The organism is Streptomyces griseomycini (assembly GCF_014203535.1).
Taxonomy (GTDB): Bacteria; Actinomycetota; Actinomycetes; order Streptomycetales; family Streptomycetaceae; genus Streptomyces; species Streptomyces griseomycini.
In genome coordinates this window covers 285763-310284 of sequence record NZ_JACHJI010000006.1, presented here as the reverse complement: position 1 = coordinate 310284, position 24522 = coordinate 285763, and the positions used below count along the sequence as shown (strand labels likewise).

Annotated in this window: 26 protein-coding genes; 19 read left to right on the top strand and 7 right to left on the bottom strand. The window is 74.0% G+C overall.

Translation table 11 applies throughout. The annotated features are described in order from the left end of the window. Positions 1–57 precede the first annotated feature (57 nt). A complete protein-coding gene (locus FHS37_RS19035) occupies positions 58–993 on the bottom strand; it encodes a M56 family metallopeptidase (RefSeq protein ID WP_184822762.1) in 936 nt (311 codons plus the stop codon). A gap of 101 nt (positions 994–1094) precedes the next feature. After that, positions 1095–1646, bottom strand: coding sequence for a DUF5134 domain-containing protein (locus FHS37_RS19030; protein WP_184822760.1), 552 nt, complete (start codon positions 1644–1646; stop codon positions 1095–1097). Positions 1647–1876: 230 nt separating this feature from the next. Between FHS37_RS19030 and FHS37_RS19025 the strand changes: the two genes are divergently transcribed. Both FHS37_RS19025 and FHS37_RS19020 read left to right on the top strand, forming a co-directional pair. Next, positions 1877–3559 (top strand): FUSC family protein, encoded by a 1683-nt coding sequence (locus tag FHS37_RS19025; protein WP_184822751.1) that lies wholly within the window; start codon positions 1877–1879, stop codon positions 3557–3559. Next, positions 3556–4185, top strand: a complete 630-nt coding sequence (locus FHS37_RS19020) for a MarR family winged helix-turn-helix transcriptional regulator (protein WP_184822749.1) — start codon at positions 3556–3558, stop codon at positions 4183–4185. The genes FHS37_RS19025 and FHS37_RS19020 overlap by 4 nt, the downstream gene beginning before the upstream one ends. 15 nt (positions 4186–4200) lie before the next feature. Here FHS37_RS19020 and FHS37_RS19015 read toward each other — a convergent pair whose 3' ends face one another. Further along, on the bottom strand, positions 4201–4965 hold the full coding sequence (locus FHS37_RS19015; RefSeq protein WP_184822747.1) for a VOC family protein: 765 nt from the start codon (positions 4963–4965) through the stop codon (positions 4201–4203). Between the two features lie 180 nt (positions 4966–5145). Here FHS37_RS19015 and FHS37_RS19010 point away from each other — a divergent pair, with 180 nt between their 5' ends. Further along, positions 5146–6060 (top strand): GNAT family N-acetyltransferase, encoded by a 915-nt coding sequence (locus tag FHS37_RS19010; RefSeq protein WP_184822745.1) that lies wholly within the window; start codon positions 5146–5148, stop codon positions 6058–6060. A gap of 9 nt (positions 6061–6069) precedes the next feature. On the opposite strand, the gene FHS37_RS19005 is transcribed toward FHS37_RS19010, so the two are convergent. Next, positions 6070–6462, bottom strand: a complete 393-nt coding sequence (locus FHS37_RS19005) for a VOC family protein (RefSeq protein WP_184822743.1) — start codon at positions 6460–6462, stop codon at positions 6070–6072. Positions 6463–6554: 92 nt separating this feature from the next. Between FHS37_RS19005 and FHS37_RS19000 the strand changes: the two genes are divergently transcribed. After that, complete coding sequence (locus FHS37_RS19000) at positions 6555–7091, top strand: GNAT family N-acetyltransferase (protein ID WP_184822741.1); 537 nt, start codon at positions 6555–6557, stop codon at positions 7089–7091. Positions 7092–7094: 3 nt separating this feature from the next. Here the strand turns inward: FHS37_RS19000 and FHS37_RS18995 are convergent, their stop codons facing one another. Next, positions 7095–7778, bottom strand: a complete 684-nt coding sequence (locus tag FHS37_RS18995; protein WP_184822739.1) for a glycerophosphodiester phosphodiesterase — start codon at positions 7776–7778, stop codon at positions 7095–7097. Between the two features lie 253 nt (positions 7779–8031). On the opposite strand from FHS37_RS18995, the gene FHS37_RS18990 reads away from it, so the two are divergent. The 4 genes from FHS37_RS18990 (at position 8032) to FHS37_RS18975 (ending at position 11929) form a co-directional block, all read left to right on the top strand. Continuing rightward, positions 8032–9429, top strand: a complete 1398-nt coding sequence (locus tag FHS37_RS18990) for a DUF6421 family protein (RefSeq protein ID WP_184822737.1) — start codon at positions 8032–8034, stop codon at positions 9427–9429. Between the two features lie 38 nt (positions 9430–9467). Further along, positions 9468–10214 carry an SDR family NAD(P)-dependent oxidoreductase gene (locus tag FHS37_RS18985; RefSeq protein ID WP_184822735.1) on the top strand — a complete coding sequence of 249 codons (747 nt, stop codon included), beginning with the start codon at positions 9468–9470 and terminating at the stop codon, positions 10212–10214. Then, entirely contained in the window at positions 10211–11281 is a 1071-nt protein-coding gene (locus FHS37_RS18980) for a threonine aldolase family protein (protein WP_184823247.1), read from the top strand. Before FHS37_RS18985 ends, FHS37_RS18980 begins: the two co-directional genes overlap by 4 nt. Before the next feature lie 75 nt (positions 11282–11356). Further along, positions 11357–11929 carry a transglutaminase domain-containing protein gene (locus tag FHS37_RS18975; RefSeq protein ID WP_184822733.1) on the top strand — a complete coding sequence of 191 codons (573 nt, stop codon included), beginning with the start codon at positions 11357–11359 and terminating at the stop codon, positions 11927–11929. A 45-nt stretch (positions 11930–11974) separates the two neighbouring features. Here the strand turns inward: FHS37_RS18975 and FHS37_RS18970 are convergent, their stop codons facing one another. Next, complete coding sequence (locus FHS37_RS18970) at positions 11975–12703, bottom strand: lysophospholipid acyltransferase family protein (protein WP_184822731.1); 729 nt, start codon at positions 12701–12703, stop codon at positions 11975–11977. A gap of 336 nt (positions 12704–13039) precedes the next feature. Here FHS37_RS18970 and FHS37_RS18965 point away from each other — a divergent pair, with 336 nt between their 5' ends. The 8 genes from FHS37_RS18965 (at position 13040) to FHS37_RS18930 (ending at position 20271) form a co-directional block, all read left to right on the top strand. Beyond that, positions 13040–13372 carry a TlpA family protein disulfide reductase gene (locus FHS37_RS18965; protein WP_184822729.1) on the top strand — a complete coding sequence of 111 codons (333 nt, stop codon included), beginning with the start codon at positions 13040–13042 and terminating at the stop codon, positions 13370–13372. A gap of 153 nt (positions 13373–13525) precedes the next feature. Next, complete coding sequence (locus FHS37_RS18960; protein ID WP_184822727.1) at positions 13526–14035, top strand: flavin reductase family protein; 510 nt, start codon at positions 13526–13528, stop codon at positions 14033–14035. 220 nt (positions 14036–14255) lie between these two features. After that, complete coding sequence (locus FHS37_RS18955; RefSeq protein ID WP_184822725.1) at positions 14256–15044, top strand: electron transfer flavoprotein subunit beta/FixA family protein; 789 nt, start codon at positions 14256–14258, stop codon at positions 15042–15044. 62 nt (positions 15045–15106) lie between these two features. Further along, on the top strand, positions 15107–16069 hold the full coding sequence (locus FHS37_RS18950) for an electron transfer flavoprotein subunit alpha/FixB family protein (protein ID WP_184822723.1): 963 nt from the start codon (positions 15107–15109) through the stop codon (positions 16067–16069). 170 nt (positions 16070–16239) lie between these two features. Continuing rightward, positions 16240–17544 (top strand): DUF6986 family protein, encoded by a 1305-nt coding sequence (locus FHS37_RS18945; RefSeq protein WP_184822721.1) that lies wholly within the window; start codon positions 16240–16242, stop codon positions 17542–17544. A gap of 115 nt (positions 17545–17659) precedes the next feature. Continuing rightward, positions 17660–18157 (top strand): DUF2975 domain-containing protein, encoded by a 498-nt coding sequence (locus tag FHS37_RS18940; RefSeq protein WP_184822720.1) that lies wholly within the window; start codon positions 17660–17662, stop codon positions 18155–18157. After that, a complete protein-coding gene (locus tag FHS37_RS18935) occupies positions 18157–18429 on the top strand; it encodes a helix-turn-helix domain-containing protein (protein ID WP_184822718.1) in 273 nt (90 codons plus the stop codon). The genes FHS37_RS18940 and FHS37_RS18935 overlap by 1 nt, the downstream gene beginning before the upstream one ends. Positions 18430–18657: 228 nt before the next feature. Continuing rightward, complete coding sequence (locus FHS37_RS18930) at positions 18658–20271, top strand: serine/threonine-protein kinase (protein ID WP_184823245.1); 1614 nt, start codon at positions 18658–18660, stop codon at positions 20269–20271. 354 nt (positions 20272–20625) lie between these two features. Here FHS37_RS18930 and FHS37_RS18925 read toward each other — a convergent pair whose 3' ends face one another. Beyond that, positions 20626–21702 (bottom strand): LacI family DNA-binding transcriptional regulator, encoded by a 1077-nt coding sequence (locus FHS37_RS18925; RefSeq protein WP_184822716.1) that lies wholly within the window; start codon positions 21700–21702, stop codon positions 20626–20628. 212 nt (positions 21703–21914) lie between these two features. On the opposite strand from FHS37_RS18925, the gene FHS37_RS18920 reads away from it, so the two are divergent. The 3 genes from FHS37_RS18920 (at position 21915) to FHS37_RS18910 (ending at position 24413) form a co-directional block, all read left to right on the top strand. Then, entirely contained in the window at positions 21915–22868 is a 954-nt protein-coding gene (locus FHS37_RS18920; RefSeq protein ID WP_184822714.1) for an ROK family protein, read from the top strand. Between the two features lie 175 nt (positions 22869–23043). Next, entirely contained in the window at positions 23044–23235 is a 192-nt protein-coding gene (locus tag FHS37_RS18915) for a hypothetical protein (RefSeq protein WP_184822712.1), read from the top strand. 146 nt (positions 23236–23381) lie between these two features. Then, positions 23382–24413 (top strand): NUDIX hydrolase, encoded by a 1032-nt coding sequence (locus tag FHS37_RS18910; protein ID WP_184822710.1) that lies wholly within the window; start codon positions 23382–23384, stop codon positions 24411–24413. Positions 24414–24522 lie beyond the last annotated feature (109 nt).

The window sequence follows — 24522 nt, the reverse complement described above, 5'->3', positions numbered from 1 at the left end:
GGTCGTCCGTGTCCGCCGGGCCGTCCGGAGTGTTCCGGCCCGCCCCGGGGCGGATGACTATCCCAGTGCCCGCAATCCCGGTGCGAACGCCACCAGTACGGGCATCACCGGCACCAGCGACGCCACGGCCGTCAGCCGCAGCCGCCGTCCCGCCGTCAGCCGGTCCGGCGGGGTGAGCAGCCGGCGCACCCGGGCCGGGACGTTCGCCTGCGGAGCCGGGCAGGGACCGAACACCCCCCGGTGCTCGTTGAGTTCCACCAGGGCGAGGGCCGTGGTCAGCCGGCCGAAGCGGCGGGACGCGGTGTCGTCGGCGGCGAGTTCGACCAACCGGTGCATCTCGTCGCGGAACGCGGCGAACACCGGCACCCGGGGGAACCCGTCGGCGAGCGCGGAGGAGCAGTGCAGCAGCCAGTCGTGCCGGGCCCGTGCGTGTCCCCGCTCGTGCGCGAGGACGGCGTCCAGCTGCCGTCCCTTCAGCCGGCGCAACGCGGCCGTGGTGACGACCAGCCGAGGCGGGGCGCCGGGCAGCCACCAGGCGTCGGGGCGCTCTCCCTCCAGGACCACCAGCCGGTCGGAGCCCGGCTCCTCCCCGGGCAGCAGCGGAGCCCGCAGCCGCAGTTCGGCCCGGCGCGCCCGGCGCCGGGCGCGGGCCCGCACGACCTCCCGGACCAGCATCGCCGCGCTCCACGCCCCGCCGCACGCCAGCGCCACCGCGGTGGTCGCCGCCCAGAGTCCGGCCGTCCCCAGGGCGTACGCCTCCGCCACCGCGCGGGGCGCGGCGGCGAACACCCGGCCGCCCACCGCGTGCCAGGCGGCCGCCGCACTGAACGTCATCGACAGGGCGCAGCACAGCAGGACCGCCGCGATCACGCACTGCCACGCCCACAACGCCACCACCGGTTCCCGGTCCGGCCAGTCGGCCCGGGCGAGCAGCCGGGGACCGGCGACGGCGGTCAGGACGCCGAGCAGCAACAGGGCCGCGGGGAGCATCATGCGCGCAGCCTATTGAGCGCGTACCGCCGGTGAGTACGGCCCACCGGGCAAAGTGACGCAGCCAACGGTCCCGCGTCGCGGCCGGCGGTCCCCGGCCCGCCTCACATCGTCAGCAGCATCGCGACCATCGCCATCCCCATGGACAGCCGGCAGGCCCGGGCCAGCTCCGGCCGGTCGCCCCATCCGCCGGGCCCGCCGGCGGCCGCCACGGCGTGCCCGGCGGGCCCGGGCACCAGCCGGACACCCGTCACCAGCACGTACCCGGTGAAGTAGAGCAGCAGGATCCCGGTCAGCAGGGGCATGCCCGAGCCGCCGTGCCCGTGCCCCGGGGACGCGGCCATCGCCACCGCCATGTACACCATGGCTCCGGCCCCCACCAGGTGATGCAGGTGACGCGCGCCCGCACGGGCCGTCCACAGCGCGTGCAGCCCGGCCGCGCCGAACACCACCGCGTAGGCCGGCCAGGCCCACGACGGCGGGGTGAACGCCGTCGCCGGCACGGCCATCGCGGCCATGCCGAACCCCATGAGCGCCTCACCGCCCGCGGCGCGGCGCTGCTCCTCGACACTGCTGCGCATCCGCAGCAGACAGTAGGCCCCGGTCGCCGCGCAGAGTGCGACCAGCAGCCAGCCGGACGACACCGGTCCGTGCACGCGCATCCCCCTCGACCCGCTCCGACGGTCGGTCAAGGGATGCCCCGGCCCGGTGGCGTGCACGCGAGCGCAAGGGGGTGCACGGGGAGCGTTCGGGGGAGCGCGGCGGGCCGGCACGGGAGCAGGCGGCGCGAGGGGGCGACGCGCGGGACGGTCGGCGCGAGGGCGGCGCGGCCGGGAGGAGCCGCGCATGTGATTTACAAGTAAAACACTTGCTAACATCGTTCTCCATGAGCAGTGCGACCCCCACCCCCGCCGTCCCGCCCGTCCGGCGCCTCCCGGTCGCCGGTGCGCTGCGCCTCGGCCGGCCCTCCGACATCTGGTTCAAGCCGGCCCTCAGCGTGGTCGTCGCGGTCGCACCGCCCAGCCTGCTCCTGGTGGCGCTCGGCCGGCTCGACCTGGCGGTGTACACCATGGCCGGGTCCCTGTGCGCCCTGTACGCCCACAACCGCCCGTACGCCGCCCGGGCCAGGGTGCTGGCGGGCGTGGTGCTCGGCATGCTCGGCGGCCTGGCCGTCGCCCTGGTCGCCGCATCCCTCACCGGGAACGCGGTCGTCCTGGTCACCGTCGGGGCCGTGCTGGCCGCCGCCCAGAAGGCGCTGTGCGACGCCACCCGCGTCGGCCCGCCCGCCCATGTGATCCTCACCTTCGTCAGCTCGGCCTCGCTGTTCGTCCCGCAGACCCTCGGTCAGGTCCCCGGCCACCTCGCGCTCGCCGCCGCGGCCGGCGCGTGGGCCTGGCTGGTCGGCATGGCGCCCGCGCTGGTCCGGCCGCACGGTCCGGAGCGCCGGGCCACCGCCCAGGCCCTGGACGCCGCCGCCGCGTACGTCGAGACCGCGGACGTGGACGACGGCCACCCCGGGGCCCGGGCCGCCGCGTACGCCGCCGTCCAGGCCGCACGGCAGTCGTTGTCGGCGGCGGGGTCCCGTTCCGCGGCCGTCCGCCGCGCCCTCGGACGACTCGTGGTCCGTGCCGAGGTCGCGCTCGCCGCGCCGGCCGACGCCGACCCCGCACGCCTGCGCGCCTGGGCCCGCGCCCTGCGCGGCGCGGGTCGCGTCCCGCACACCGACGGCTCCCGCACGGACGCCGGCGAACTCCCGGGCGCGGCCGCGGAACGCGCCACCGCGCCGCGCCCCCTGTGGGGCAGGCTCGGACCGCTCACCCCGATCGCCGTCCGCACCGGGCTCGGCTGCGCGCTCGCCGGCTACGCCTCCCTCGCCCTCGGCATCGGGCGCCCCTACTGGGCCCTGGTCACCGCGGCATCGCTCCACCAGGCCAACATCACCCTCACCTGGAACCGGGCCGTGCAGCGCGTCGTCGGCAACCTCGTCGGCGTCCTGCTCTTCGCCGCCGTGGCGCCGCTCGCCCATCTCGGACCGCTCGCCCTCGTCCTGTGCTGCCTCGTCCTCAACTTCGGCGCCGAGGCGCTCATCGGCCGCAACTACTGGCTCGGCAGCGTCTGCGTGACCCCGCTCGCGCTGCTCGTCACCGAGTTCGCCGGCTACCAGCGCCCCGGCGACCTGGTCACCGAGCGCGTGGTGGACACCCTCGTCGGCGCCCTGGTCGGGTTCGCCGCCGCCGTGGCCGTCACCAACCGGCGGGCGGGCCGTCGCGTCGAGCGGGCGCTCACCGCCGTCGACCACGCCCGCGAGGAGGCCGCCCGCCTGCTGGCCGACCCGCAGGCCGCGCCCGCCGCCCTGGAGGCCGCCCGCCGCGGCCTCGCCGCCGCACTGGTCGACCTGCGGGCCACCGCCGACGCCGCGGCCGGTGAATGGCGGCAGCGCGCGCTGCCCCGGGAGCGGGTCGTGCTCGCCGAGCAGGCGGCACACCGTACGCTCGCGACGACGGTACGACGCCAGGGACTGCTTCCGGACCCCGGCACGAGCACGCACACGGAGGACGTACGGCCATGACGGCGACCGAAGGACCATCGGCCGGCGAGGGGGCACCGGTGACCGGTGGCGACGGCCCGACGGCCGGCGAGGGGACGCCGGCCCCCACGGGGGCGGCCGGCGGGGCCGGGCCCGGCCACGGGCGGGGCGACACCGTCGCCGCGGTGGTCCGGCAGTGGCGGGCCGTCCACCCCGGCCTCGACACCGGCCCCATGGAGGTGATCGGCCGCATCAACCGCTGCGCCGCCCTCCTCCAGCAGGCCGAGGACGCCCCGCTGCGCCGGGCCGGCCTGACCCGCCCCGAGTTCGACCTGCTCGGCGCACTGCGCCGCACCGGCCACGAACTGACCCCGAGCGAGCTGGCCCGGGAGACCTTCTCCTCGGGCGCCGCCGTCACCAAACGCCTCAAGCAGCTCACCGAGCGCGGGCTGGTGGAACGCCGCGGCGACACCCGCGACCGCCGCGTCGCGCACGTCCGCCTCACCGACGCCGGGCGCGACCTGGTCGACGGCATCCTGCCCGCGCAGCTCGCCTACGAGACCGCCGTGCTGTCCGGCCTGGACGGACCGGAACTCGGCGAGCTCGCCGCCCTGCTGGGCGAGCTGCTCGGGCAACTGGAAGGCCGGCTGGGCACCCTGCGGGCCTGAGACCGGCCCCGGGCCTCAGAACCCGTCACCCGCCCGGTACACGCCGAACATCGCCCCCTGCGGGTCCCGGAGCACCGCGATGCGCGGGCCGTCGGGCAGCGAGGTGGGCTCCATCAGCACGTTGCCCTCCATCCGCGTCGTCGTCAGGGCGGCGTCGTCCACGTCCTCGACCGCGAAGTACGGCAACCAGTGCGCCGGCACCTCGTGCGGGAACTTGTCGTCCATCACCACCATGCCGCCGAAGTCCGCGCCGTCGACGCCCCACCGCGGGTAGCGCAGGGAGGGATCCACGCTCCAGCCGAGCACGGTGGTGTAGAAGGCCGCGGCCTCCCGCGGCGCGCGGGTCAGCAGCTCCGCCCAGCCCAGCGACCCGGGGGCGTCGAACAGCCCGGCGCCCGGGAAGGCGTCGGCCTGCCACAGCTGGAAGACGGCACCGGACGGGTCGGCGGCCACCGCGAAACGGCCCGCGTCGAACACGTCCACCGGGCCGAGGAGCACCGTCCCGCCCGCCGAGGCCACCGCGCGGACGGCGGCGTCGGCGTCGGCCACCGCGAACGACACGTTCCAGGCCACCGGCTGCGACGGCTGGTACAGCGGTGCCAGGCCGGCGACCGCGGCGCCGCCGAGGCGCGCGACCGTGTAACCGCCCGCCTCCCGGCGCGGGTCCGTATCCGGGCGCCAGCCGAACAGCCGCGTGTAGAACCGCTGGGCGGACTCCAGGTCGCTGGTCCCCAGTTCGACCCAGCACGGCCCGCCGGTCACCGGCGCGGTCAGCTCCATGGCGCTCCTTCCACGGGCCCCTCCCGGGTGCACCCCCTCCAGCACGCTAAGCCCGGCTCCCGCACCCGGCCATCCGGCGCGAAATCCGCTGGTGCGGGGCGGTGGCGGACCGTATCCTCGGGCCCGTACCGCATCGCATGGCGGCCTCCGACTCCTTCACCCTGCCCGGAGGTACCCCCCATGCCCGCGCCCCGAGTGCGCCCCTTCCGCCGCGCCGACCGCGACCAGCTCACCGACCTGGTCAACGCGCATGTGGCGGCCGTCGTCCCCGGCGTCTCCGTCTCCGTGAACACCGTGCTCAGCGAGCTGGAACGGCAGCCCGGCGAGATCGTCACGGACCCCTGGGTGGCCGAGCGGGCGACACTCGTCGCCGAGCAGCACGGACAGGTCGTCGCCGGTGCCCACCTGCTGCGCTACCGCGCCGACGCCGAGGTCGGCGAGTCCTACCGGGACGCCGGCGCGATCGACTGGTTCGTCTTCCGTCCGCCGGCGTCCTTCCGGCCGGACACGCGGGAGGCCGCCGACCTGCTGATGCGGGCCTGCCTGGCCCGGCTCGCCGGCTGGAACGTCCGGGCCGGGTACGCCGACGGCGCGCTGCCCGCCCCCGTCGTCCACGGCCTGCCCCGCAACTGGCCGCACGTCCGCGCGGTCTACGCGGACGCGGGATTCCGCCATGTCGGGGACACCGAGGTGATCCTCCTGGCCCGGGTGGCCGACCTGCCGCGCACCGAGCCGGGCGAGCACCTCGCGGTCGAACGGACCGTGGGGGAGTGCGGCACCCGCCTCACGGTCCACGACGGCGGAAGCGCCCTCGGCTTCATCGAGGTCGACACGGCCCTGGACCGCCCGGAACGTCACGCTCGCGCCGCCGGCCTCGCGGACATCGGCAACCTGCACGTCGCCCCCGCCGCGCACGGCACGGGTCTGGAGCACCGGCTCCTCGCCCACGCCGCCGACTGGCTCCGCCTGTGCGGCGTCGACCGCCTGGTCGCCTACGGGACGGAGACCGACCGCACCCTGCCCGGCCACCTCACCGGCGCCGGTTTCCGCGAGCTGACCCGCACCGACCGCGGCTGGGAGCACCGCCCCGGCTGACCGCCGTGCTCAGATCCCCGGGCGGTGGCGCAGCGGGTGGTCCGGCGGGACCTCCACCAGCACGATCGGCGTCCCGTCCGGATCCGCGATCCACATCTCGACCAGTCCCCACGGCTCCTTCACCGGCGGCCGGACGATCTCGACGCCCCCGTCCCGCAGCTCCTGGTGCGCCGCGCCCACGTCCTCGACCTGGAGCCACAGGCGTACGGCGGGGGACGGGGCCGTCTCCGAGCGGCCCGAAAGCTCCAGGAAGCCGCCGCCGAGGAAGTAGACGGTGCCGCGCTCCGGCCCCGTGCCGAACTCGCGGTACACGGCGAGGCCCAGACGCTCGCCGTAGAAGACGCGGGACCGCTCGGGATCGGTGGGGCGGAGAAGGATGCGGCTGCCGAGTACGTGCACCATGCGGCCGAGCGTAGTGCCCGGGTTAGTCTCGTCCCCGGCCGAGCCACGCCGGAAGGCGACGCAGACACAGCAGAGGAACCGGAGAAGCGCCCATGGAAACCGCCACCGCACTGACCTTCCGCGACGCCACCGACGCCGACGTGGACGAGCTCGTCGCGCTGATCGAGTCGGCGTACCGGGGCGACTCCAGCCGGGCCGGCTGGACCACCGAGGCGGACATCCTCGAGGGGCAGCGGACCGACCCGGAGGGCGTGCGGGAGGTCGTCACGTCGCCGGACAGCCGGCTGCTGACGGTGGAGCGCGACGGACGGATCGTCGCCTGCTGCCAGCTCGAGCACCGCGGTGCGCACGCCTACTTCGGGATGTTCGCGGTCAGCCCCGCCCTCCAGGGCGCCGGGCTGGGCAAGACGATCATCGCGGAGGCCGAGCGGCAGGCCCGTGAGACCTGGGGCGTGCGCGAGATGCACATGACCGTGATCTCCGTGCGCGAGGACCTGATCGCCTGGTACGAGCGGCGCGGCTACCGCCGTACGGGGGAGACGTCCCCCTTCCCGTACGGCGACGAGCGCTTCGGCGTTCCGCTCCGCGACGACCTGGAGTTCGAGCTGCTGGTCAAGGAACTGGCCTGACGGTCACGCGGTGAAGCGCCCGGTGCGTTTGATCTCCGGGTAGTCGGTGGTCGCGCCGTCGAGCCCCAGGGCCCGCGCCAGTCTGAGGTGGTCCTGGGTGTTCACCACCCAGCCGATGACCCTCAGCCCGGCCTTCCGCGCCTGCTCCACGATCTCCAGGGTGAGCCGGCGGATGTTGAGGCAGACGGTCGAGGCACCGGCCGCGACCGCCCGTTCCACGATGTCGGTGTGGTAGCGGCTGCCGATGAGCGCCGTGCGCACCCCGGGCACCAGCCGCGCGATCTCGGTGATCGCCTCGTCGTGGAACGAGGAGACCTCGACCCGGCCGGCCAGGTTCCGTCCGTTCATCACGCCGGCCAGCGCCCTGGCCGCCTGCACGTCCTTGATCTCGGCCTGCAGCGGCACCCGGACGGCGTCGAGCACCTCCTCGAAGACGGGGATCCGCTCGCCGCGCCCGGCGTCCAGGGCGCGCAGTTCGGCGAGGGTCTTGTCGGCGATCGCGCCCGTTCCGTCCGTCGTGCGGTCCACATCCGTGTCGTGCATGACGACGAGCGCGCCGTCCTTGCTCAGGTGCAGGTCGAGTTCGATGACGTCGAGGCCCGCCTCCTGGGCGGCGGTGAAGGACCGGAGGGTGTTCTCGGGTTCGACACCCATGACTCCGCGGTGACCGATGGTGAGGAAGTTCAAGGCGCGACTCGCTTCCGTCGACGGCGGCGGGGGGCCGCGTCCCTACGGCCCTCCTGGACCGTATCGCCTGTGCCCGCAGCGTCCAGAGGCTGAACCCCCTTCGCGTGGAGCCTCCCCCGTACGCGTGACCGGCAGGAAAAAGTGCGGTGAAGCTGGGGGTGAGGCAGGATAATTTGTTGAGGTGCCCCTTGCTGAGTGAAACCTCGTATGTATACGGTCTGCTTACGCGAGGTTCTCCTGTGGAGGATGGGACATGACGGAAATTCTTGTGCAGGTGGGTTCGGAGGAGAAGGTTCCTTCGGAGAGCAGGGTGGTCGAGCACCCGGCATGGCCCGTGCTCAAGGATGCCGTGGAGCGGATCCGGCCCTGGCAGTCCAAGGACGGGTCGATCGACTTCGACGCCGAGGGCGCCCCGGCCCGTGCCGACGCCGAGCGCGCGGTGCGCGAGGTGATCGGGGCCGTCGAGCGGCTGTCCCCGCTGCTGCCCCACGACCGCGCCTACCACGAGGCTCTGGCCAAGGACCTGGGCCGCTGGGCCGAGGGCGGCTTCGAGGTGCCCGACTTCCTCGACTCGCTGCTGGCCTTCCAGCCGGCCGCGCACCGCGAGGACGGTCTGCAGCACCTGGTCGTCTTCCCGATGTACACGCAGAACGGCAACCCGGACCGCAACCTCGAGGCGGTCGTGCTGCGCATGGTCTGGCCCGAGTGGCTGGCCGAACTGGAGCGCACCCGCTACGACAACCCGCTGTTCTGCGGCATCACCTTCGAGGACTTCACCGCGGGCTACGACACCAACTCCGCGGTCCTCTTCCCCGAGACCATCGCCGTGCGCGAGGCCCCCGAGCGGTTCACCTGGGGCGGCATCTTCTGCGACCGCGAGGCCGCCCGCTTCCGCCGCGTGACGGAGGCCGCCGTCGACATCCTGGGCCTGGAGCTGCCCGAGGACGTCGCCGCGATGGTCCACGACCAGAAGCGCTGCGAAGAGGCGTTCGTGCTCTGGGACATGGTCCACGACCGCACCCACAGCCACGGCGACCTGCCGTTCGACCCGTTCATGATCAAGCAGCGCCAGCCGTTCTGGATGTACGGCCTGGAGGAGCTGCGCTGTGACCTCACCGCCTTCAAGGAGGCCGTGAAGCTCGCCGGCGACGGCGTTCCGCAGGCCCGTGACGTGCAGGTCGCGGTGCTCTTCGACCGGATGTTCCGCTTCCCGGTCACCGGTGAGCGGGTCCGCAACTACGACGGCCTCGGCGGCCAGCTGCTCTTCGCCTACCTGCACAAGCACGACGTCGTCCGCTGGACCGACAACAAGCTCTCCATCGACTGGGAGCGCGCCCCGCAGGTCACCAACCAGCTGTGCGCCGAGATCGAGAAGCTGTACCGCGACGGCATCGACCGCCCCAAGCTCGTCCACTGGTTCGCCGGCTACGAGCTGGTGTCCGCCTACCTCTCCCCGCACCCGGGGTCGAAGTGGGCCAAGGGCCCCGAGGCCCTGGACCTCTCGCAGCCGCCGCGCAAGCTCGTCGATGACGTGCTTCCGGACGAGTTTCCGCTGAGCATGTTCTATGAGGCACTGTCCAAGAAGCTGAAGAACGTGATCGCCTCCACCAAGGGCATCACGGCGGACGGCGCCGAGCGGGTCGCCGCGTGAGCGATCGCGTATCCACAACTGCTCAGGAGGCGAGGACCATGGGGCACGGTGCGCTCGACGGCGCGGTGATCGCGGTGGCCGGCGCGGGGGGACCCGCGGGGCGCGCGGCACTGCTCAGGCTGGCCGAGGCGGGAGCGACCGTCGTCGGCTCCGACAACGACCCGGAACGGCTGGCGCAGGCCGTGGACGCGGCGCGCTACGCGCACGGCGGCGCCACCGTCACCGGTGACACGGTCGACCTGCTCGACCTGGACTCCACCCGTGAGTGGGCCGCCCGCACCGAGAAGGAGTTCGGCCGGGTCGACGGCCTGGTCCACCTCGTCGGCGGCTGGCGCGGCAGCGAGACCTTCACCAAGACCAGCCTGGACGACTGGGACTTCCTGGAGCTGCTGCTGGTGCGCACCGTGCAGCACACCTCCCTCGCCTTCCACGAGGCGCTGCAGCGCAGCGACCGCGGCCGGTACGTCCTGATCAGCGCGGCCGGCGCGAGCAGGCCCACCGCGGGCAACGCGGCGTACGCGGCCGGCAAGGCCGCCGCCGAGGCGTGGACGCTCGCCATGGCCGACTACTTCCGCAAGGCCGGGGGCGAGCAGGGGCCGACGTCGGCGGCTGCGATCCTGGTGGTGAAGGCGTTGGTGCACGACGCGATGCGCGCCGACCGCCCCAACGCGAAGTTCGCGGGCTTCACGGACGTCAAGGACCTGGCCGAGGCCATCGTCGGCGTCTGGGACAAGCCCGCCGCGGAAGTGAACGGAAACCGTCTGTGGCTGACCGAGAAGCCGTGAACCCGCCGAGGACCGACGCGCGTCGTCATCACGACCCGGACGTCCGCGGTTTCGCCAGCGACAACTACGCCGGTGCCCACCCGGAGGTGCTCGCCGCCCTGGCCCTGGCCAACGGCGGGCACCAGGTCGCCTACGGCGAGGACGCGTACACCGAGAACCTCCAGCAGGTGGTCCGCAGCCACTTCGGCCCCACGGCCGAGGCGTTCCCGGTCTTCAACGGCACCGGCGCCAACGTCGTCGCGCTCCAGGCGGTCACCGACCGCTGGGGCGCGGTGATCTGCGCCGAGAGCGCCCACATCAACGTGGACGAGGGCGGCGCGCCGGAGCGGGTCGCCGGGATCAAGCTGCTCACCGTGCCCACCCCGGACGGCAAGCTCACCCCCGAGCTGATCGACCGGCAGGCGTACGGCTGGGAGGACGAGCACCGCGCCATGCCGCAGGTGGTCTCCATAGCCCAGGCCACCGAGCTGGGCACGGTCTACACGCCCGACGAGATCCGCGCCGTCTGCGAGCACGCCCACGCGCACGGCATGAAGGTGCACGTGGACGGCTCCCGGCTGGCCAACGCCGCCGCCGCGCTGAACGTGCCGATGCGCACCTTCACCAACGCGGTCGGCGTCGACATCCTCTCCCTGGGCGGTACCAAGAACGGCGCCCTGTTCGGCGAGGCGGTCGTCGTGCTGAACCCGGACGGCATCCGCCACATGAAGCACCTGCGCAAGCTGTCCATGCAGCTCGCGTCCAAGATGCGCTTCGTGTCGGTGCAGCTGGAGGCCCTGCTGGCCCGGGACCTGTGGCTGCGCAACGCCCGGCACGCCAACGAGATGGCCCAGCGCCTGGCCGAGGGCGTGCGCGCCGTGCACGGTGTGGAGATCCTCCACCCGGTGCAGGCCAACGCGGTCTTCGCGCGTCTGCCGCACGACGTGAGCGAGCGCCTGCAGAAGCGGTTCCGGTTCTACTTCTGGGACGAGGCCGCGGGCGACGTCCGCTGGATGTGCGCCTTCGACACCACCGAGGACGACGTGGACATGTTCGTGGCGGCGCTCAAGGAGGAGATGGCCCGCTAGCAGCGTATGCATAGGTATGCGACCGATCGAAAATGCATTGACTCTCGATCGGTCGCATACCTATGCTCTGGTCGCATGCAGCTGATCCAGGAAAATCCCGACCTCTCCGCGTACTTGGCCGCTGACGAGGTCATCGATCACCATCATCCGCTGGTCCGGGAGACGGCGGCGCGCCTCGCCGAGCGGGCGGTCGACTCGTATGACTATGCGCGAGAGGCGTTCGAGTACGTGCGCGATCACATCCCGCACTCGCAGGACTCCGGTGACCTCCGGGTCACCTGGCGCGCCTCCGACGTCCTGGAGCGGCGCACCGGCATCTGCTACGCCAAGGCCCACGCGCTGGCCGCGCTGCTCCGGGCCGAGGACATCCCGACCGCGTTCTGCTACCAGAACCTCGGAGTCGTGCACGGCCTGGTCGCCGTCCGCTTCAACGGCGCCTGGCACCGGCAGGACCCGCGGGGCAACAGGCCGGGGGTCGACGCGCGGTTCTCCCTGGACGGTGAGCGCCTGGCCTTCACGCCCGACGCCGCGTCCGGCGAGACGGACCACCCGGTGCTGTACGCCGCACCGCATCCGGTCGTGCTGGACGCCCTCAGGGCCGCCTCCGACCGGCCGCACCTGTGGCGGACGCTCCCCACCGCACTCTGAGCCGGGGCGGAACCCGGGACCTCGCGGCGGTCGGGCACCGCCCGGTCAGTGCGCCTCGGCCGCGCGCACCTGTTCCGGGGTCGGGGCCGTGCCGCCGAGGTGCGCCGGCATCCACCAGGTGTCGTCCGGGCCCTTGGGCCGTACCGGGTAGGCGCGCTGTGCCGCCTCCAGCAACTCCTGGACGCGCTCGCGCAGCTGCCGGGTGACGGCCCCGGCGTACTTGTCCCTGGACGCCTCGACCGCCTCGCCGACGCGGATGGTGATCGGGGTGTGGCTGCGCTTGAAGTTGCGCGGATGACCCTTGGTCCACAGCCGCTGCGTGCCCCACACCGCCATCGGGACCAGCGGGACGCCCGCCTCCTGCGCCAGGCGCGCGGCACCCGACTTGAAGCTCTTCAGCGTGAACGACTGGGAGATCGTCGCCTCCGGGAAGACGCCCACGATCTCGCCCGACCGCAGCGACTGCAGCGCGTGCGCGTACGCCGCCTCGCCCTGCTCCCGGTCCACGGGGATGTGCTTCATCCCGCGCATCAGCGGTCCGGAGACCTTGTGCCGGAAGACGGACTCCTTCGCCATGAAGCGCACGAGCCGCTTCTGCGGGAGTGCCGCCAGGCCGTTGAAGACGAAGTCCAGGTAGCTGATGTGATTGCTCACCAGTACGGCGCCGCCCGAGCGCGGGATGTTCTCCGAACCTCGGCAGTCGATCCTGAGGTCCCACACCTTGAACAGCGTGCGGGCGAAACCGATCACGGGACGGTAGACGAGTTCTGCCATGGGCGGGGTGGAACCCTTCCATCTCTGCCTGGGAAGGGGAAGCTCCCAGTCTGAAGTTACGCAGCCGTAGGTTTACGGCCTGTCGCAGATCGTGCCCCAAGAACGGCCCGGGAACCAGTCCCGGTGCCCGTCGGCGGCGAGATTCTCGTCACGTCCACCCCCTGGTCCACCTCGGGCTTTTGCGTGGCCGTTACTCCGGTGAGTCCGCCCGGTGCCGCCCGGGCGCGCCGGAGCGCGCCCGGGCGGCACCGGGCGGCCGGGAATCTCCGGGGTCCCGTGGACGCTTCACACCGGTGAGGACCGCGGTGGCGGTGCGGACGACGGCGGAGCGGGAGAGTGCGGGTGCGCGGGCGGGACGACGGCAAGAGGCTCGAGGCGGCGGAACTGGGCGCACGACTCGGGGAGCGCGCGACGCTCGTGCAGTTCTCGACCGCGTTCTGCGCGCCCTGCCGGGCGACCCGGAGGGTGCTCGGGGAGGTGGCCGGCATGGTCCCCGGCGTGGCCCACGTGGAGATCGACGCCGAGGCCCGTCTGGAACTCGTACGGCGGCTGGGGATCCTCAGGACCCCGACGGTGCTGGTGCTCGACGCCGACGGCCGTGTCGTCCAGCGCGCGGTCGGGCAGCCGCGCAAGGCCGATGTGATCGCCGCCCTCGGCGAGGCCGTGTGACGCCGTGAGCCATCTCCCACATCCCGGGACCGGCTTGACTGCGCCTTCCGGCTATCGTCAGTCTGACGGCATGTCGTCGGAACTCCTTCGCCTCCGGTGGGTACCCGGCCGCCCGCGTCATCTCCCGGTCACCTCCCGCAGAAGGACAGTCTCATGACGGCCCCGTCCGACCTCGGCACCGCCCGGCCCGCCTCGCCCGATCTGCTGCGCTCCGTCTTCCGGAAGCACGCGGCGGGCGTCGCCGTGATCACCGCGCGCGGGCGGTCGGGCCCGGTCGGTTTCACCGCCACCTCCCTCGCCTCCGTCTCCGCCGACCCCCCGATGCTGTCCTTCGCCGTCGGTACCGGGGGCTCCAGCTGGCCCGCGATAGCGGTGAGCGAGCACGTCGGCGTGCACGTCCTCGGGGAGCACCAGCGGGAGCTGGCGGCCGTCTTCGCGCGCAGCGGCGCCGACCGCTTCGGCCCGGCCACCGCCTGGCGGGAGGGGCCCGAGGGCGTCCCCGTGCTGCACGGCGTTCCGGCCTGGACGGTGTGCAGGGTGGTGACGCGGGTGCCCGCCGGGGACCATCGGATCGTGCTCGCCGAGGTGCTGGTCGGCGACCCCACCGGCCACGGCCGTCCGCTCCTCTACCACCAGGGGCGCTTCAGCGGACTGCGGGACTGAGCCGGCGCCCGGCCCCCTGCTGCGGACCCGTCGGGTTCCGGTTACGCTGCGTTGCGAAGGTCACAGTTCAAAGCGCTTGCTTAGCGGGAAGGAACTGGGTGTACTGACGAGTAATATTTCGTTCGGAGCGTGGGCCGCCCCGACCGGGATCGCCCGCTTCAGGCGCCTATGCTGCCTGCAGGCAGGCAGCCAGAAATGACGATGCAGTAGGAGAGCCGGCGTGAGCTTGAGGATCGTTGTCACCGTGAAGTACGTGCCCGACGCCACTGGCGACCGGCACTTCGCCGATGACCTGACCGTCGACCGTGACGACGTGGACGGTCTGCTCTCCGAGCTGGACGAGTACGCGGTCGAACAGGCGCTGCAGATCTCGGAGAACTCCGACGACGACGTGGAGATCACCGTCCTGACGGTGGGTCCGGAGGACGCCAAGGACGCCCTGCGCAAGGCGCTGTCCATGGGCGCCGACAAGGCGATCCACGTCGAGGACGACGACCTGCACGGCACCGACGCCATCGGCACCTCCCTGGTCCTGGCCAAGGCGATCGAGAAGGCCGGCTACGACCTGGTCATCTCCGGCATGGCCTCCACCGACGGCACCATGGGCGTCATCCCCGCGCTGCTCGCCGAGCGCCTGGGCGTGCCGCAGGTGACCCTGCTGTCCGAGGTCTCCGTCGAGGACGGCACGGTCAAGGGCCGCCGCGACGGCGACGCCGCCTCCGAGCAGCTCGAGGCGTCCCTGCCGGCGGTCGTGTCGGTCACCGACCAGTCGGGCGAGGCCCGTTACCCGTCCTTCAAGGGCATCATGGCGGCCAAGAAGAAGCCGGTCCAGTCCTGGGACCTGTCCGACCTCGACATCGACGAGGACGAGGTCGGCCTGGAGAACGCCTACACCACGGTCGACGCCGCGACCGAGCGTCCGGCCCGCACCGCCGGCACGATCGTCAAGGACGAGGGCGAGGGCGGCAAGCAGCTCGCCGAGTTCCTCGCGAGCCAGAAGTTCATCTGAGCCGAGAGGCTCGAGCTCGCTTCCCGCCCCTCACCCTTCGCAAGCAGGAGAGAAGAAGTCCCATGGCTGAAGTTCTCGTCTACGTCGACCACGTGGACGGTGCCGTCCGCAAGCCCACCCTGGAGCTGCTGACCCTGGCCCGCCGCATCGGCGAGCCGGTCGCCGTCGCGCTGGGAGGCGGCGCCGCGGAGACCGCCGCGACGCTCGCCGAGCACGGCGCGGTGAAGGTCCTCACCCACGAGGCCGCCGAGTACGCCGAGTACCTGGTCGTGCCGAAGGTGGACGCCCTGCAGGCCGCGGTCGAGGCCGTCTCCCCGGCCGCCGTACTGGTCCCGTCCTCCGCCGAGGGCAAGGAGATCGCCGCCCGTCTGGCGCTGCGCATCGGCTCCGGCATCATCACCGACGCCGTCGACCTGGAGGCCGGCGACTCCGGCCCGGTGGCCACCCAGTCGGTGTTCGCCGCGTCCTACACCACCAAGTCCCGCGTCTCCAAGGGCACCCCGGTCATCACGGTCAAGCCGAACTCGGCCGCCGTGGAGGCCGCTCCGGCCGCCGGTGCGGTCGAGGCCCTGTCGGTGACCTTCTCCGCCCAGGCGACCGGCACCAAGGTCACCGGCCGCACGCCGCGCGAGTCGACCGGCCGCCCCGAGCTGACCGAGGCCGCGATCGTGGTCTCCGGCGGCCGCGGCGTGAACGGCGCGGAGAACTTCGCGATCATCGAGGCGCTCGCCGACCAGCTCGGCGCGGCCGTCGGCGCCTCGCGTGCCGCCGTCGACGCGGGCTGGTACCCGCACACCAACCAGGTCGGCCAGACCGGCAAGTCGGTCTCGCCGCAGCTGTACATCGCCTCGGGCATCTCCGGAGCGATCCAGCACCGCGCGGGCATGCAGACCTCGAAGACCATCGTGGCCATCAACAAGGACGCCGAGGCCCCGATCTTCGAGCTGGTCGACTACGGCGTCGTCGGCGACCTGTTCGACGTCGTCCCGCAGCTGACCGAGGAGATCAAGACCCGCAAGGGCTGATCGTCCCCGGCCGTACGAGGCCCCCGCGACCGTGCCGGTCGCGGGGGCCTCGGTCTGTCGCCGGAGCCTTTCCGGGCGGGGACACTGAGGGTGTTGACCGGCGGACGAGTGCCCGATAACTTCATTTCAACGAATTGTTGATTCCGCATCGCGGAAGTGAGGAGCGGGGAATGGGCCAGGGGCAGCAGGAGCGGGTGGCGACGAGTCTCGCGGGCGCCGTCGGTGAGGAGATCGGGGCCTCCCTCGCGTCCGTCGACGCCGAACTGGAGCGCCGTTACCCCGGGGACCCCGGCACCCGCCAGCCCGTCCACACCGTCTACGTCCCCGGTGACGCCTTCGCCGCCGACACCCTCCGCTCCTGGGGCGACCGGGCCCTCGCCGCACTCGACGAACACGCCCCGGACGCCGCCTCGTTCGCCGCCGTCCTCGGGCTGGAGGACCGGCTGGCCGAGGACGTGTACGGTCGCGTCCGCGCCAAGCTGGAGCGCGAGCCGGTCGAGGACCTGCGCGTCGACTTCGAGGACGGCTACGGCAATCGGCCCGACGCCGAGGAGGACGAGGCCGCGGCCCGCGCGGCCCGCCTGATCGCCGGGGCGTACGGCGACGGCACCGCCGCCCCGTACATGGGCATCCGCATGAAGTGCCTGGAGGCCGCCGTCCGCGACCGGGGCATCCGCACCCTGGACGTCTTCCTCACCGGCCTGACCGAGGCCGGCGGCCTGCCGGGCGGACTGGTCCTGACCCTGCCCAAGGTCACCTATCCCGAGCAGGTCGCCGCCATGGTCCGGCTCCTCGAGGCCTTCGAGGAGGCGCGCGGCCTCGAGCCGGGCCGGATCGGCTTCGAGATCCAGATCGAGACCAGCCAGTCCATCCTCGCCGCCGACGGCACCGCCACCGTCGCCCGCCTGATCCAGGCGGCCGAGGGCCGTGCCACCGGTCTGCACTACGGCACCTTCGACTACAGCGCCTGCCTCGGCGTCTCCGCCGCCCACCAGGCCAGTGACCACCCGGCCGCCGACCACGCCAAGGCCGTCATGCAGGTCGCGGCGGCGGGGACCGGGGTGCGGGTCTCCGACGGCTCCACCAACGTCCTGCCCGTCGGGCCGGCCGAGAAGGTGCACGCCGCCTGGCGTCTGCACTACGGGCTCACCCGCCGTGCCCTGGCCCGTGCCTACTACCAGGGCTGGGACATGCACCCCGGTCACCTCCCCACCCGCTACGCGGCCGTCTTCGCCTTCTACCGCGAGGGCTTCGAGCAGGCCGCCGCCCGCCTCTCCCGGTACGCCGAGCGGGCCGGCGGTGACGTCATGGACGAGCCCGCCACCGCCAAGGCCCTCGCGGGGTACCTGCTGCGCGGCCTGGACTGCGGCGCCCTCGACGCCGCCGAGGTGGCACGGCTGACCGGTCTGACCCGCGCCGGCCTCGAGGGGTTCGCGGCGCCCCGGCGGGGAGACCTCACGACCTCGGCGCGGTAGCCGGCCAGGTGGCCTGGGTCCGCGGTGGGCGCCCCGTCGCGGGCCCGGGTCGTCCGCTTGCCCCACCTATCGAATCTCGATAGATTTCCATCGTGGTTCGATTGGAGGAGGGGTCATGGGACAACTGACGGTGCTCGCGCTGCGCGCCGTGCTCGCGACGCTGCTGGCGGGCTCGGTGTTCGTGCAGGCGGTGATGGTGCCGCTGCTGGCGAGCGACCTGGAGGGGCTGGACCCGGACTACGCGTACCTGCGGGTCCCGTTCCTCCTCATCGTGCTCCTCGGGGTGGTGGCGGCCCAGGTCGTCCTGGTCTGCGTCTGGCGGCTGGTGACGATGGTGCGGCGCGGCACCGTGTTCTCCCACGCCGCCTTCCGGTACGTGCACATCGTGATCGGCGCGTTCGTGGCCGCCGCGCTCCTGGTGTTCACGCTCGGGGTGCTCCTGGCGCCGGGCGAGGCTGTGGCCCCGGGCGTCGTCCTCCTGCTGGGCGGGGTCGGTCTGGCGGTCCTGGGGGTCGCGCTCGTCGTGCTCGTGCTGCGGATGCTGCTCGCCCAGGCCGTCGCGCGCGACGTCGAGGCGTCGCGGATGCGGGCCGAGCTGGCCGAGGTGATCTGATGCCGATCGCCGTCGACATCGACGTGATGCTGGCCAGGCGGAAGATGTCCGTGGGCGAGCTCGCCGAGCGCGTCGGGATCACCCCCGCCAACCTGGCGGTCCTCAAGAACGGCCGCGCCAAGGCGGTGCGGTTCACGACGCTCGCCGCGCTCTGCGAGGTGCTCGAGTGCCAGCCGGGCGATCTGCTGCGCTGGGAGCCCGAGCATCCCGGGGGTCCCGGAGACCCCGAGGGCGCGGAGGCGCCCCTCGCGGGCGACGCCGGCCGTCCGTGACGCCGGCCACGGCCGAGGGTCCGGCGCCGGGCCGTCGTGCGGCGGCCCCGTCACACGAGCTCCGAACGCCCTTTCCCGGCAGGCCCCTCAGGCTTACGGCACACATGATCAGCGGGGTCACGGGAACGGGGTGGCGGTGTCAGCGGGGGAGTACGGACACACACGGACGGAACCGGCCGGGTGCTGGCCGGCCGTTACCGGGTCACGGCGCGGCTCGGACGCGGTGGCATGGGCGTGGTCTGGAAGGCGGTGGACGAGGTTCTCGGCCGCGAGGTGGCGGTGAAGGAACTGCGCACCTACACCGACGCGGCCGGTCCCGAACTGGCCGATCTCGGCCTGCGGATGCAGCGCGAGGCACGCGCGGCGGCCAGGGTGCGGCACCCCGGCGTCATCGCCGTGCACGACGTCGCCGAGGTGGACGGGCGCCCGCTGGTCGTCATGGAACCGATCGACGGGCCGTCCCTGGACGACGTGCTCCGCGAGCGCGGCGCCCTCGATCCCCGCGAGGCGGCCGGGACCGGCGCCCAGGTCGTGGACGCGCTGGCCGCCGCGCACCGCGCCGGCGTCCTGCACCGGGACGTGAAGCCCGCCAACATCCTGCTCGACCGCTCGGGCCGGACCGTGCTCACCGACTTCGGCATCGCCACCATGGACGACCCGGGCGACGGCTCGGCGACCCGTCTCACCCGGAGCGGGGAGATCGTCGGCTCCCTCGACTACCTGGCCCCCGAGCGCGCCCAGGGCGCCGTTCCGGGACCGGCCTCCGACGTCTGGGCCCTGGGCGCCACGCTGTACGTGGCCGTGGAGGGCGACACGCCGTTCCGGCGCACGTCGACGTTCTCCACCCTCACCGCGATCGTCACCGAGCCCCTGCCCGAGCCCCGCCGCGCGGGCCCCCTCACGCCGGTCCTGCGGCGCCTGATGGACAAGCGGCCCGAGTGCCGCCCGACGGCCGAGGAGGCTCGCGCGCTGCTGGAGGCGGTCGCGGACGCCACCGGCGCGGACGTCCCGACGGCCTCCCTGCGCGGGCCCGCGGTCCCGCTCGACCGGGCCGAGACGGAGCACGGCGTCCCGGCGACGCCGTCGGACCTCGGCCCGCCGAGGCCGCCCGGACCGGGGGCCGGAGCGACGGGCCCCGGGGCCGGCGGTGCGCACGTCGTCCCCGGCACCGCCACGTCCGTCGGGACCGTGGCCTCCCCCGCCGGCCCCCGCCGCAGGGGGCGCGCCCTGCTCGCCGCCGTGGCCGTCACCGCGGCCCTCGCCGCGACCGCGCTCACGGTCGTCGTGCTCGACTCCGCGGGCGGCACCCGGGCGGACGCGCGCACCGGCGGCAGCCGCACCGACGTGTCGGCCTCCGCCGACGCGGACGCCGACCGCCTCCGGAGCCCCGCGCCGACCGGACGGGCCGAGGCGGAGCGCGAGGCCCCGCAGGACGAGCCCGGCGGGAGGGACGGGACCACCGCCCCTCCCGCCTCGACGGCTCCGGCAAAAACCCCGGGCGAGGACGCTTCCGGGAGCAGCGGCACGGCGGGAGACGACGGCGGCGCGACCACACCGGCCCCGGCCTGCCGCCCCACGGGCGGCGGCAAGTACAACTGCCGGGTCGGGCGCACCGCCAAGTCCTACACGGACTCCGGCACCGAGGCCGGCGTCCTCAACGCCGGCACCGATTACTTCTACTGCCAGCAGAACCTGGGCCGCCGCGAGACGTACCGCGAGTGGACCAACGTCTGGTGGGCCAGGACGGACGACGACAGCGGCAACACCGGTGTCTGGGTCAGCGTCGTCTACGTCGCGGGCGGCGACAACGACGGGCCGGTGCCCGGGCTGCCCGCCTGCTGAGGCCGTACGCACCGCTCCGGACCCGGCCGCCGTCCCCGGTTTCCTCGCGGCGCACGGGCGCGCCCCGCGCCCGTGCGCCGGCGCGTTCGACCCGTGCCCGGGCGCGGGCGGCCGGGGCACGGCCGGATCCGTGGTGCGCGGCCGCGACGCGGCAGTGGCGCGTCCTCGCTCGTGTCGGTCACCGAGGGCTGCCGCGCGCCGGGCCGGACGACGAACGGCTCCCGCGCGGGGCCGGGACGCCGACCGGCGAGGCGGTCCCGACCCGTCCGGCCCGTCCCGCCGGACGGCCCGGCTCCCGCGGTGCCCCGGCGGACCCCGGCGCGCGGTGAGCGGTCCTCCGCCGGCACCGGTCGCTCAGTCCGCCGGGGGCAGCTCGCCCGAACCGCGCGTGATCAGCCGGGTCGGCAGCTCGACGCGCTCGGGGCGCAGCAGGGTGCCGTCCAGCTGGCGGAAGAGGCGCTCGGCGGCGGTCCGGCCGAGGGCCGCCGCGTCCTGGGCGACGACCGTGACGCCCGGCTGGAGCAGATCGGCGAGCTCGATGTCGTCGAAGCCGACGAGCGCGACCCGGCGCGTGTGTTCGGCCAGCACCCGGATCACGGTGACCGTCACCCGGTTGTTGCCCGTGAAGATCGCGGTGACCGGGTCCGGGCCGGAGAGCATCTCCCCGGCCGCCCGGCGCACCCGCTCGGGATCGGTGACGCCCAGCGACATCCAGGAGTCCGCCACCGGTATGCCCGCGTCCTCCATGGCGGTCCGGTAGCCGCGCAGCCGCTCGGCCGCGGTGTGGATGCGGGGCATGTCGCCGATGAAGCCGATCCTGCGGTGCCCGTGCGCGATCAGGTGCGCCACGCCGTCGCGGGCGCCGCCGTAGTTGTCCGACACGACGACGTCCGCGTCGATCTTCCCGGCCGGCCGGTCCACGAACACGGTGGCGACGCCCGCCTTCAGCTCCGGCTCCAGGTACCGGTGGTCGTCACCGGCGGGGATCACCACCAGCCCGTCCACCCGGCGGGCGCACAGCGCCAGCACCAGCTCCTGCTCCCGGTCGGGGTCCTCGGCGCTGGAGCCGTTGATCAGCAGGGCGCCGTGCGCGCGGGCCACCTCCTCGACCGCCCGGCTCAGCGGCCCGTAGAACGGGTCCGCCAGATCCTCGAGGACCAGTCCGATGCTGGCGGTGCGGCCCTTGCGCAGCACCCGCGCGCTGTCGTTGCGGCGGAAGCCGAGGGCCTCGATGGCCTCCTGGACGCGGCGCTCCGTCTCCGGCGTGACCCCGGGCTCGCCGTTGACCACCCGGGAGACCGTCTTGAGCCCGACCCCGGCGCGGGCGGCCACGTCCTTCATCGTCGGACGGCTGCCGTAACGGGTCCCTGAGGGGCGGTCGGTGCGGCGGGGCGTCTCCGGCACGGTGTCCTGTCCTGTCCTGTCGTCCACGGGGATGCGTGGGGCCGTGGGGTTGTATGAGGATGTGGCGTCGAGCATAGAGCCTGGACAACGTTGTCAGAGTCGGGGGACACTGTCCACCGCACCCTCCGGCCCGCGCGTCACCGCGGGACCGGGGATGTTGTCTGCCCCCTGTGCCGCCTTCCGGCCGCGCAGGGGCCTTCCGGGCGTTTTCCGATGGTTGACGGGGAGATCCGACACTGATGCACACCGACCTCGTGGCTGCGCTCGACATCGGCGGCACCAAGATCGCCGGCGCGCTGGTGGACGGCCGGGGCCGGATCCTGGTCCGTGCCCAGCGGCCGACGCCCGCGCAGGAGGACGGGGAGACCGTGATGCGGGCGGTCGAGGCCGTGCTCGGCGAGCTCCACGCGTCCCCGCTGTGGCAGGACGCCCGCGCCGTGGGCATCGGCAGCGCCGGCCCCGTGGACGCCTCCGCGGGCACGGTGAGCCCGGTGAACGTGCCCGGCTGGCGCGCCTACCCGCTCGTCGCCCGGGTCCGGGACGCGGCCGGGGGCCTGCCCGTGGAGCTGATCGGCGACGGCGTGGCGATCACGGCGGCCGAGCACTGGCAGGGCGCCGCCCGCGGCCACGACAACGCGCTGTGCATGGTCGTGTCGACCGGGGTCGGCGGCGGCCTGGTGCTGGGCGGCCGGCTGCACCCCGGACCGACCGGCAACGCGGGCCACATCGGCCACATCAGCGTCGACCTGGACGGCGACCCGTGCCCGTGCGGCTCGCGCGGCTGCGTGGAGCGCATCGCGAGCGGCCCGAACATCGCCCGCCGCGCCCTGGCCGACGGCTGGCGGCCCGGCCCGGACGGCGACACCTCCGCCGCCGCGGTGGCCACGGCCGCCCGGGCCGGGGACCCGGTGGCCGTCGCCTCCTTCGAACGCGCCGCCCGGGCGCTGGCCGCCGGCATCGCGGCCACCGCGACCCTCGTCGAGATCGACGTCGCCGTGATCGGCGGGGGAGTGGGCAAGGCCGGCGAGATCCTCTTCGCCCCCCTGCGCAAGGCCCTGGCCGAGTACGCCACCCTGTCCTTCGTCCAGCGCCTCGCGGTGACTCCGGCGCGGATGGGCACCGACGCCGGTCTCGTGGGCGCCGCGGCGGCGGCGCTGGCCGGGCGGACGGACACGGCGGCCATGGGCGTCTGAACGCGGGCTCCCGGGCGAGGGCGTCGCGGGGTGCGGGAACGGGCGTCGCGCGGGGGCGCGGGAGCGTGCCGGACCCGCCCGGGGCGGTCCGCCGGGGAGGAGCGGGGTCCGGCCGCCCGCCCGGTCGCGCGGACGCGTGCGTGACCTCGGGGCCGTCGCGGCAGTTGAGCCCGTCATGAAGAAACGCAGCATGCTCGCCATCGCCTCCCTCGCCACCGGCTTCGTCGTCGCGGCGGTCACCCCGTCGCACGCGCTCGGTGAGAGCCTCGACGGCCTCGGCGCCGACGACGCCCTCAGCACCCTCGACCAGGCCGTCGACACCGACGGCGTCCTGGACCTGGGCGGGGCCCAGGAGGGCAAGGCCTGACGAGAGCCCCACGACAGGACCGCACGGCGCCGGCGTCCCTCGGCCAGAGGGGCGCCGGCGCGTTGTCACGCGTTCTCAACTGGGGCTGGTTTCCGTGGCAGGGTGGAGCGGGCAAGCCACAGGGGGCCAAGAGAAGAGGGGGAACCGTGACCGTCGTCTGGATCAACGGCGCGTTCGGTGCGGGGAAGACCACCACCGCACGCGAACTGATCGACCTGATCCCGAACAGCACGCTCTTCGACCCCGAGGTCATCGGCGGAGCACTCGCACATCTGCTGCCGCCCAAACGCCTCGCCGAGGTCGGCGACTTCCAGGACCTCCCGATCTGGCGACGACTCGTGATCGACACGGCGGCCGCGATGCTCGCCGAGCTCGGTGGGACCCTCGTGGTGCCCATGACACTGCTGCGCCAGGAGTACCGCGACGAGATCTTCGGCGGCCTCGCCGCCCGCCGGATCCCGGTCCGCCACGTCCTCCTCGCTCCGGCGGAAACGATCCTGCGGGAGCGCATAGCCGGCCGGGACGCCCCCGACGGCGAGATACGCGTCCGGCAGTGGTCCTACGACCACATCGAGCCGTACAAGTCCGCCCTCGCCTCCTGGCTCACCGCCGACGCCTACCCCATCGACAGCGGCGCCCTGACCCCGTACGACACCGCCCTGCGGATCGCCGAGGCGGTCGGCAGCGGGACGGCGCCCGCCTGCGACATCGTGCAGACGCCCGAGCCCACCGCCGAGACCGTCGCCGCCGGGGTCCTGCTGTTCGACGAGCAGGACCGGGTGCTGCTCGTCGACCCGACCTACAAGGCGGGCTGGGAGTTCCCGGGCGGGGTCGTGGAGCGCGGGGAGGCACCCGCACGCGCGGGCATGCGCGAGGTCGCCGAGGAGACCGGGATCCGCCTCGACGACGTGCCGGCGCTGCTCGTCGTCGACTGGGAACCGCCCGCACCGCCCGGATTCGGCGGCCTGCGCCTGCTCTTCGACGGTGGCCGCCTCGACTCCGCGGACGCCGGCCGGCTGCTGCTGCCCGGCCCCGAACTGCGCGACTGGCGCTTCGTCTCCGAGGCCGAGGCCGCCGAGCTGCTGCCGCCGGTCCGCTACGAGCGGCTGCGCCGGGCGCTGCGGGCACGGGAACGCGGGAAGGCGATGTACCTGGAGGCCGGGGTGCCGGTGGGATGACGGCGGGGGCCGGCGCGCCCGGCGCAGCCGCCCGGCCCGCCGTTCCCGCGGCCGCGTCGGTCCCCCCGAACGGCCGCGCTGCTCCTGCCCGGCCCCGCCGGTCGCGGGG

Bases quoted from the DNA above. Each gene is read 5' to 3' on its own strand.
- FHS37_RS19010 (WP_184822745.1), top strand. From the start codon at position 5,146: ATGCCCGCGCCCCGAGTGCGCCCCTTCCGCCGCGCCGACCGCGACCAG.
- FHS37_RS19020 (WP_184822749.1), top strand. From the start codon at position 3,556: ATGACGGCGACCGAAGGACCATCGGCCGGCGAGGGGGCACCGGTGACC.
- FHS37_RS18985 (WP_184822735.1), top strand. From the start codon at position 9,468: ATGGGGCACGGTGCGCTCGACGGCGCGGTGATCGCGGTGGCCGGCGCG.
- FHS37_RS18975 (WP_184822733.1), top strand. From the start codon at position 11,357: ATGCAGCTGATCCAGGAAAATCCCGACCTCTCCGCGTACTTGGCCGCT.
- FHS37_RS19005 (WP_184822743.1), bottom strand. From the start codon at position 6,462: ATGGTGCACGTACTCGGCAGCCGCATCCTTCTCCGCCCCACCGATCCC.
- FHS37_RS19015 (WP_184822747.1), bottom strand. From the start codon at position 4,965: ATGGAGCTGACCGCGCCGGTGACCGGCGGGCCGTGCTGGGTCGAACTG.
- FHS37_RS18950 (WP_184822723.1), top strand. From the start codon at position 15,107: ATGGCTGAAGTTCTCGTCTACGTCGACCACGTGGACGGTGCCGTCCGC.
- FHS37_RS18945 (WP_184822721.1), top strand. From the start codon at position 16,240: ATGGGCCAGGGGCAGCAGGAGCGGGTGGCGACGAGTCTCGCGGGCGCC.
- FHS37_RS19035 (WP_184822762.1), bottom strand. From the start codon at position 993: ATGATGCTCCCCGCGGCCCTGTTGCTGCTCGGCGTCCTGACCGCCGTC.
- FHS37_RS18920 (WP_184822714.1), top strand. From the start codon at position 21,915: ATGCACACCGACCTCGTGGCTGCGCTCGACATCGGCGGCACCAAGATC.
- FHS37_RS18915 (WP_184822712.1), top strand. From the start codon at position 23,044: ATGAAGAAACGCAGCATGCTCGCCATCGCCTCCCTCGCCACCGGCTTC.
- FHS37_RS18930 (WP_184823245.1), top strand. From the start codon at position 18,658: ATGGGCGTGGTCTGGAAGGCGGTGGACGAGGTTCTCGGCCGCGAGGTG.
- FHS37_RS18935 (WP_184822718.1), top strand. From the start codon at position 18,157: ATGCCGATCGCCGTCGACATCGACGTGATGCTGGCCAGGCGGAAGATG.
- FHS37_RS18940 (WP_184822720.1), top strand. From the start codon at position 17,660: ATGGGACAACTGACGGTGCTCGCGCTGCGCGCCGTGCTCGCGACGCTG.
- FHS37_RS19025 (WP_184822751.1), top strand. From the start codon at position 1,877: ATGAGCAGTGCGACCCCCACCCCCGCCGTCCCGCCCGTCCGGCGCCTC.
- FHS37_RS18960 (WP_184822727.1), top strand. From the start codon at position 13,526: ATGACGGCCCCGTCCGACCTCGGCACCGCCCGGCCCGCCTCGCCCGAT.
- FHS37_RS19000 (WP_184822741.1), top strand. From the start codon at position 6,555: ATGGAAACCGCCACCGCACTGACCTTCCGCGACGCCACCGACGCCGAC.
- FHS37_RS18990 (WP_184822737.1), top strand. From the start codon at position 8,032: ATGACGGAAATTCTTGTGCAGGTGGGTTCGGAGGAGAAGGTTCCTTCG.
- FHS37_RS18970 (WP_184822731.1), bottom strand. From the start codon at position 12,703: ATGGCAGAACTCGTCTACCGTCCCGTGATCGGTTTCGCCCGCACGCTG.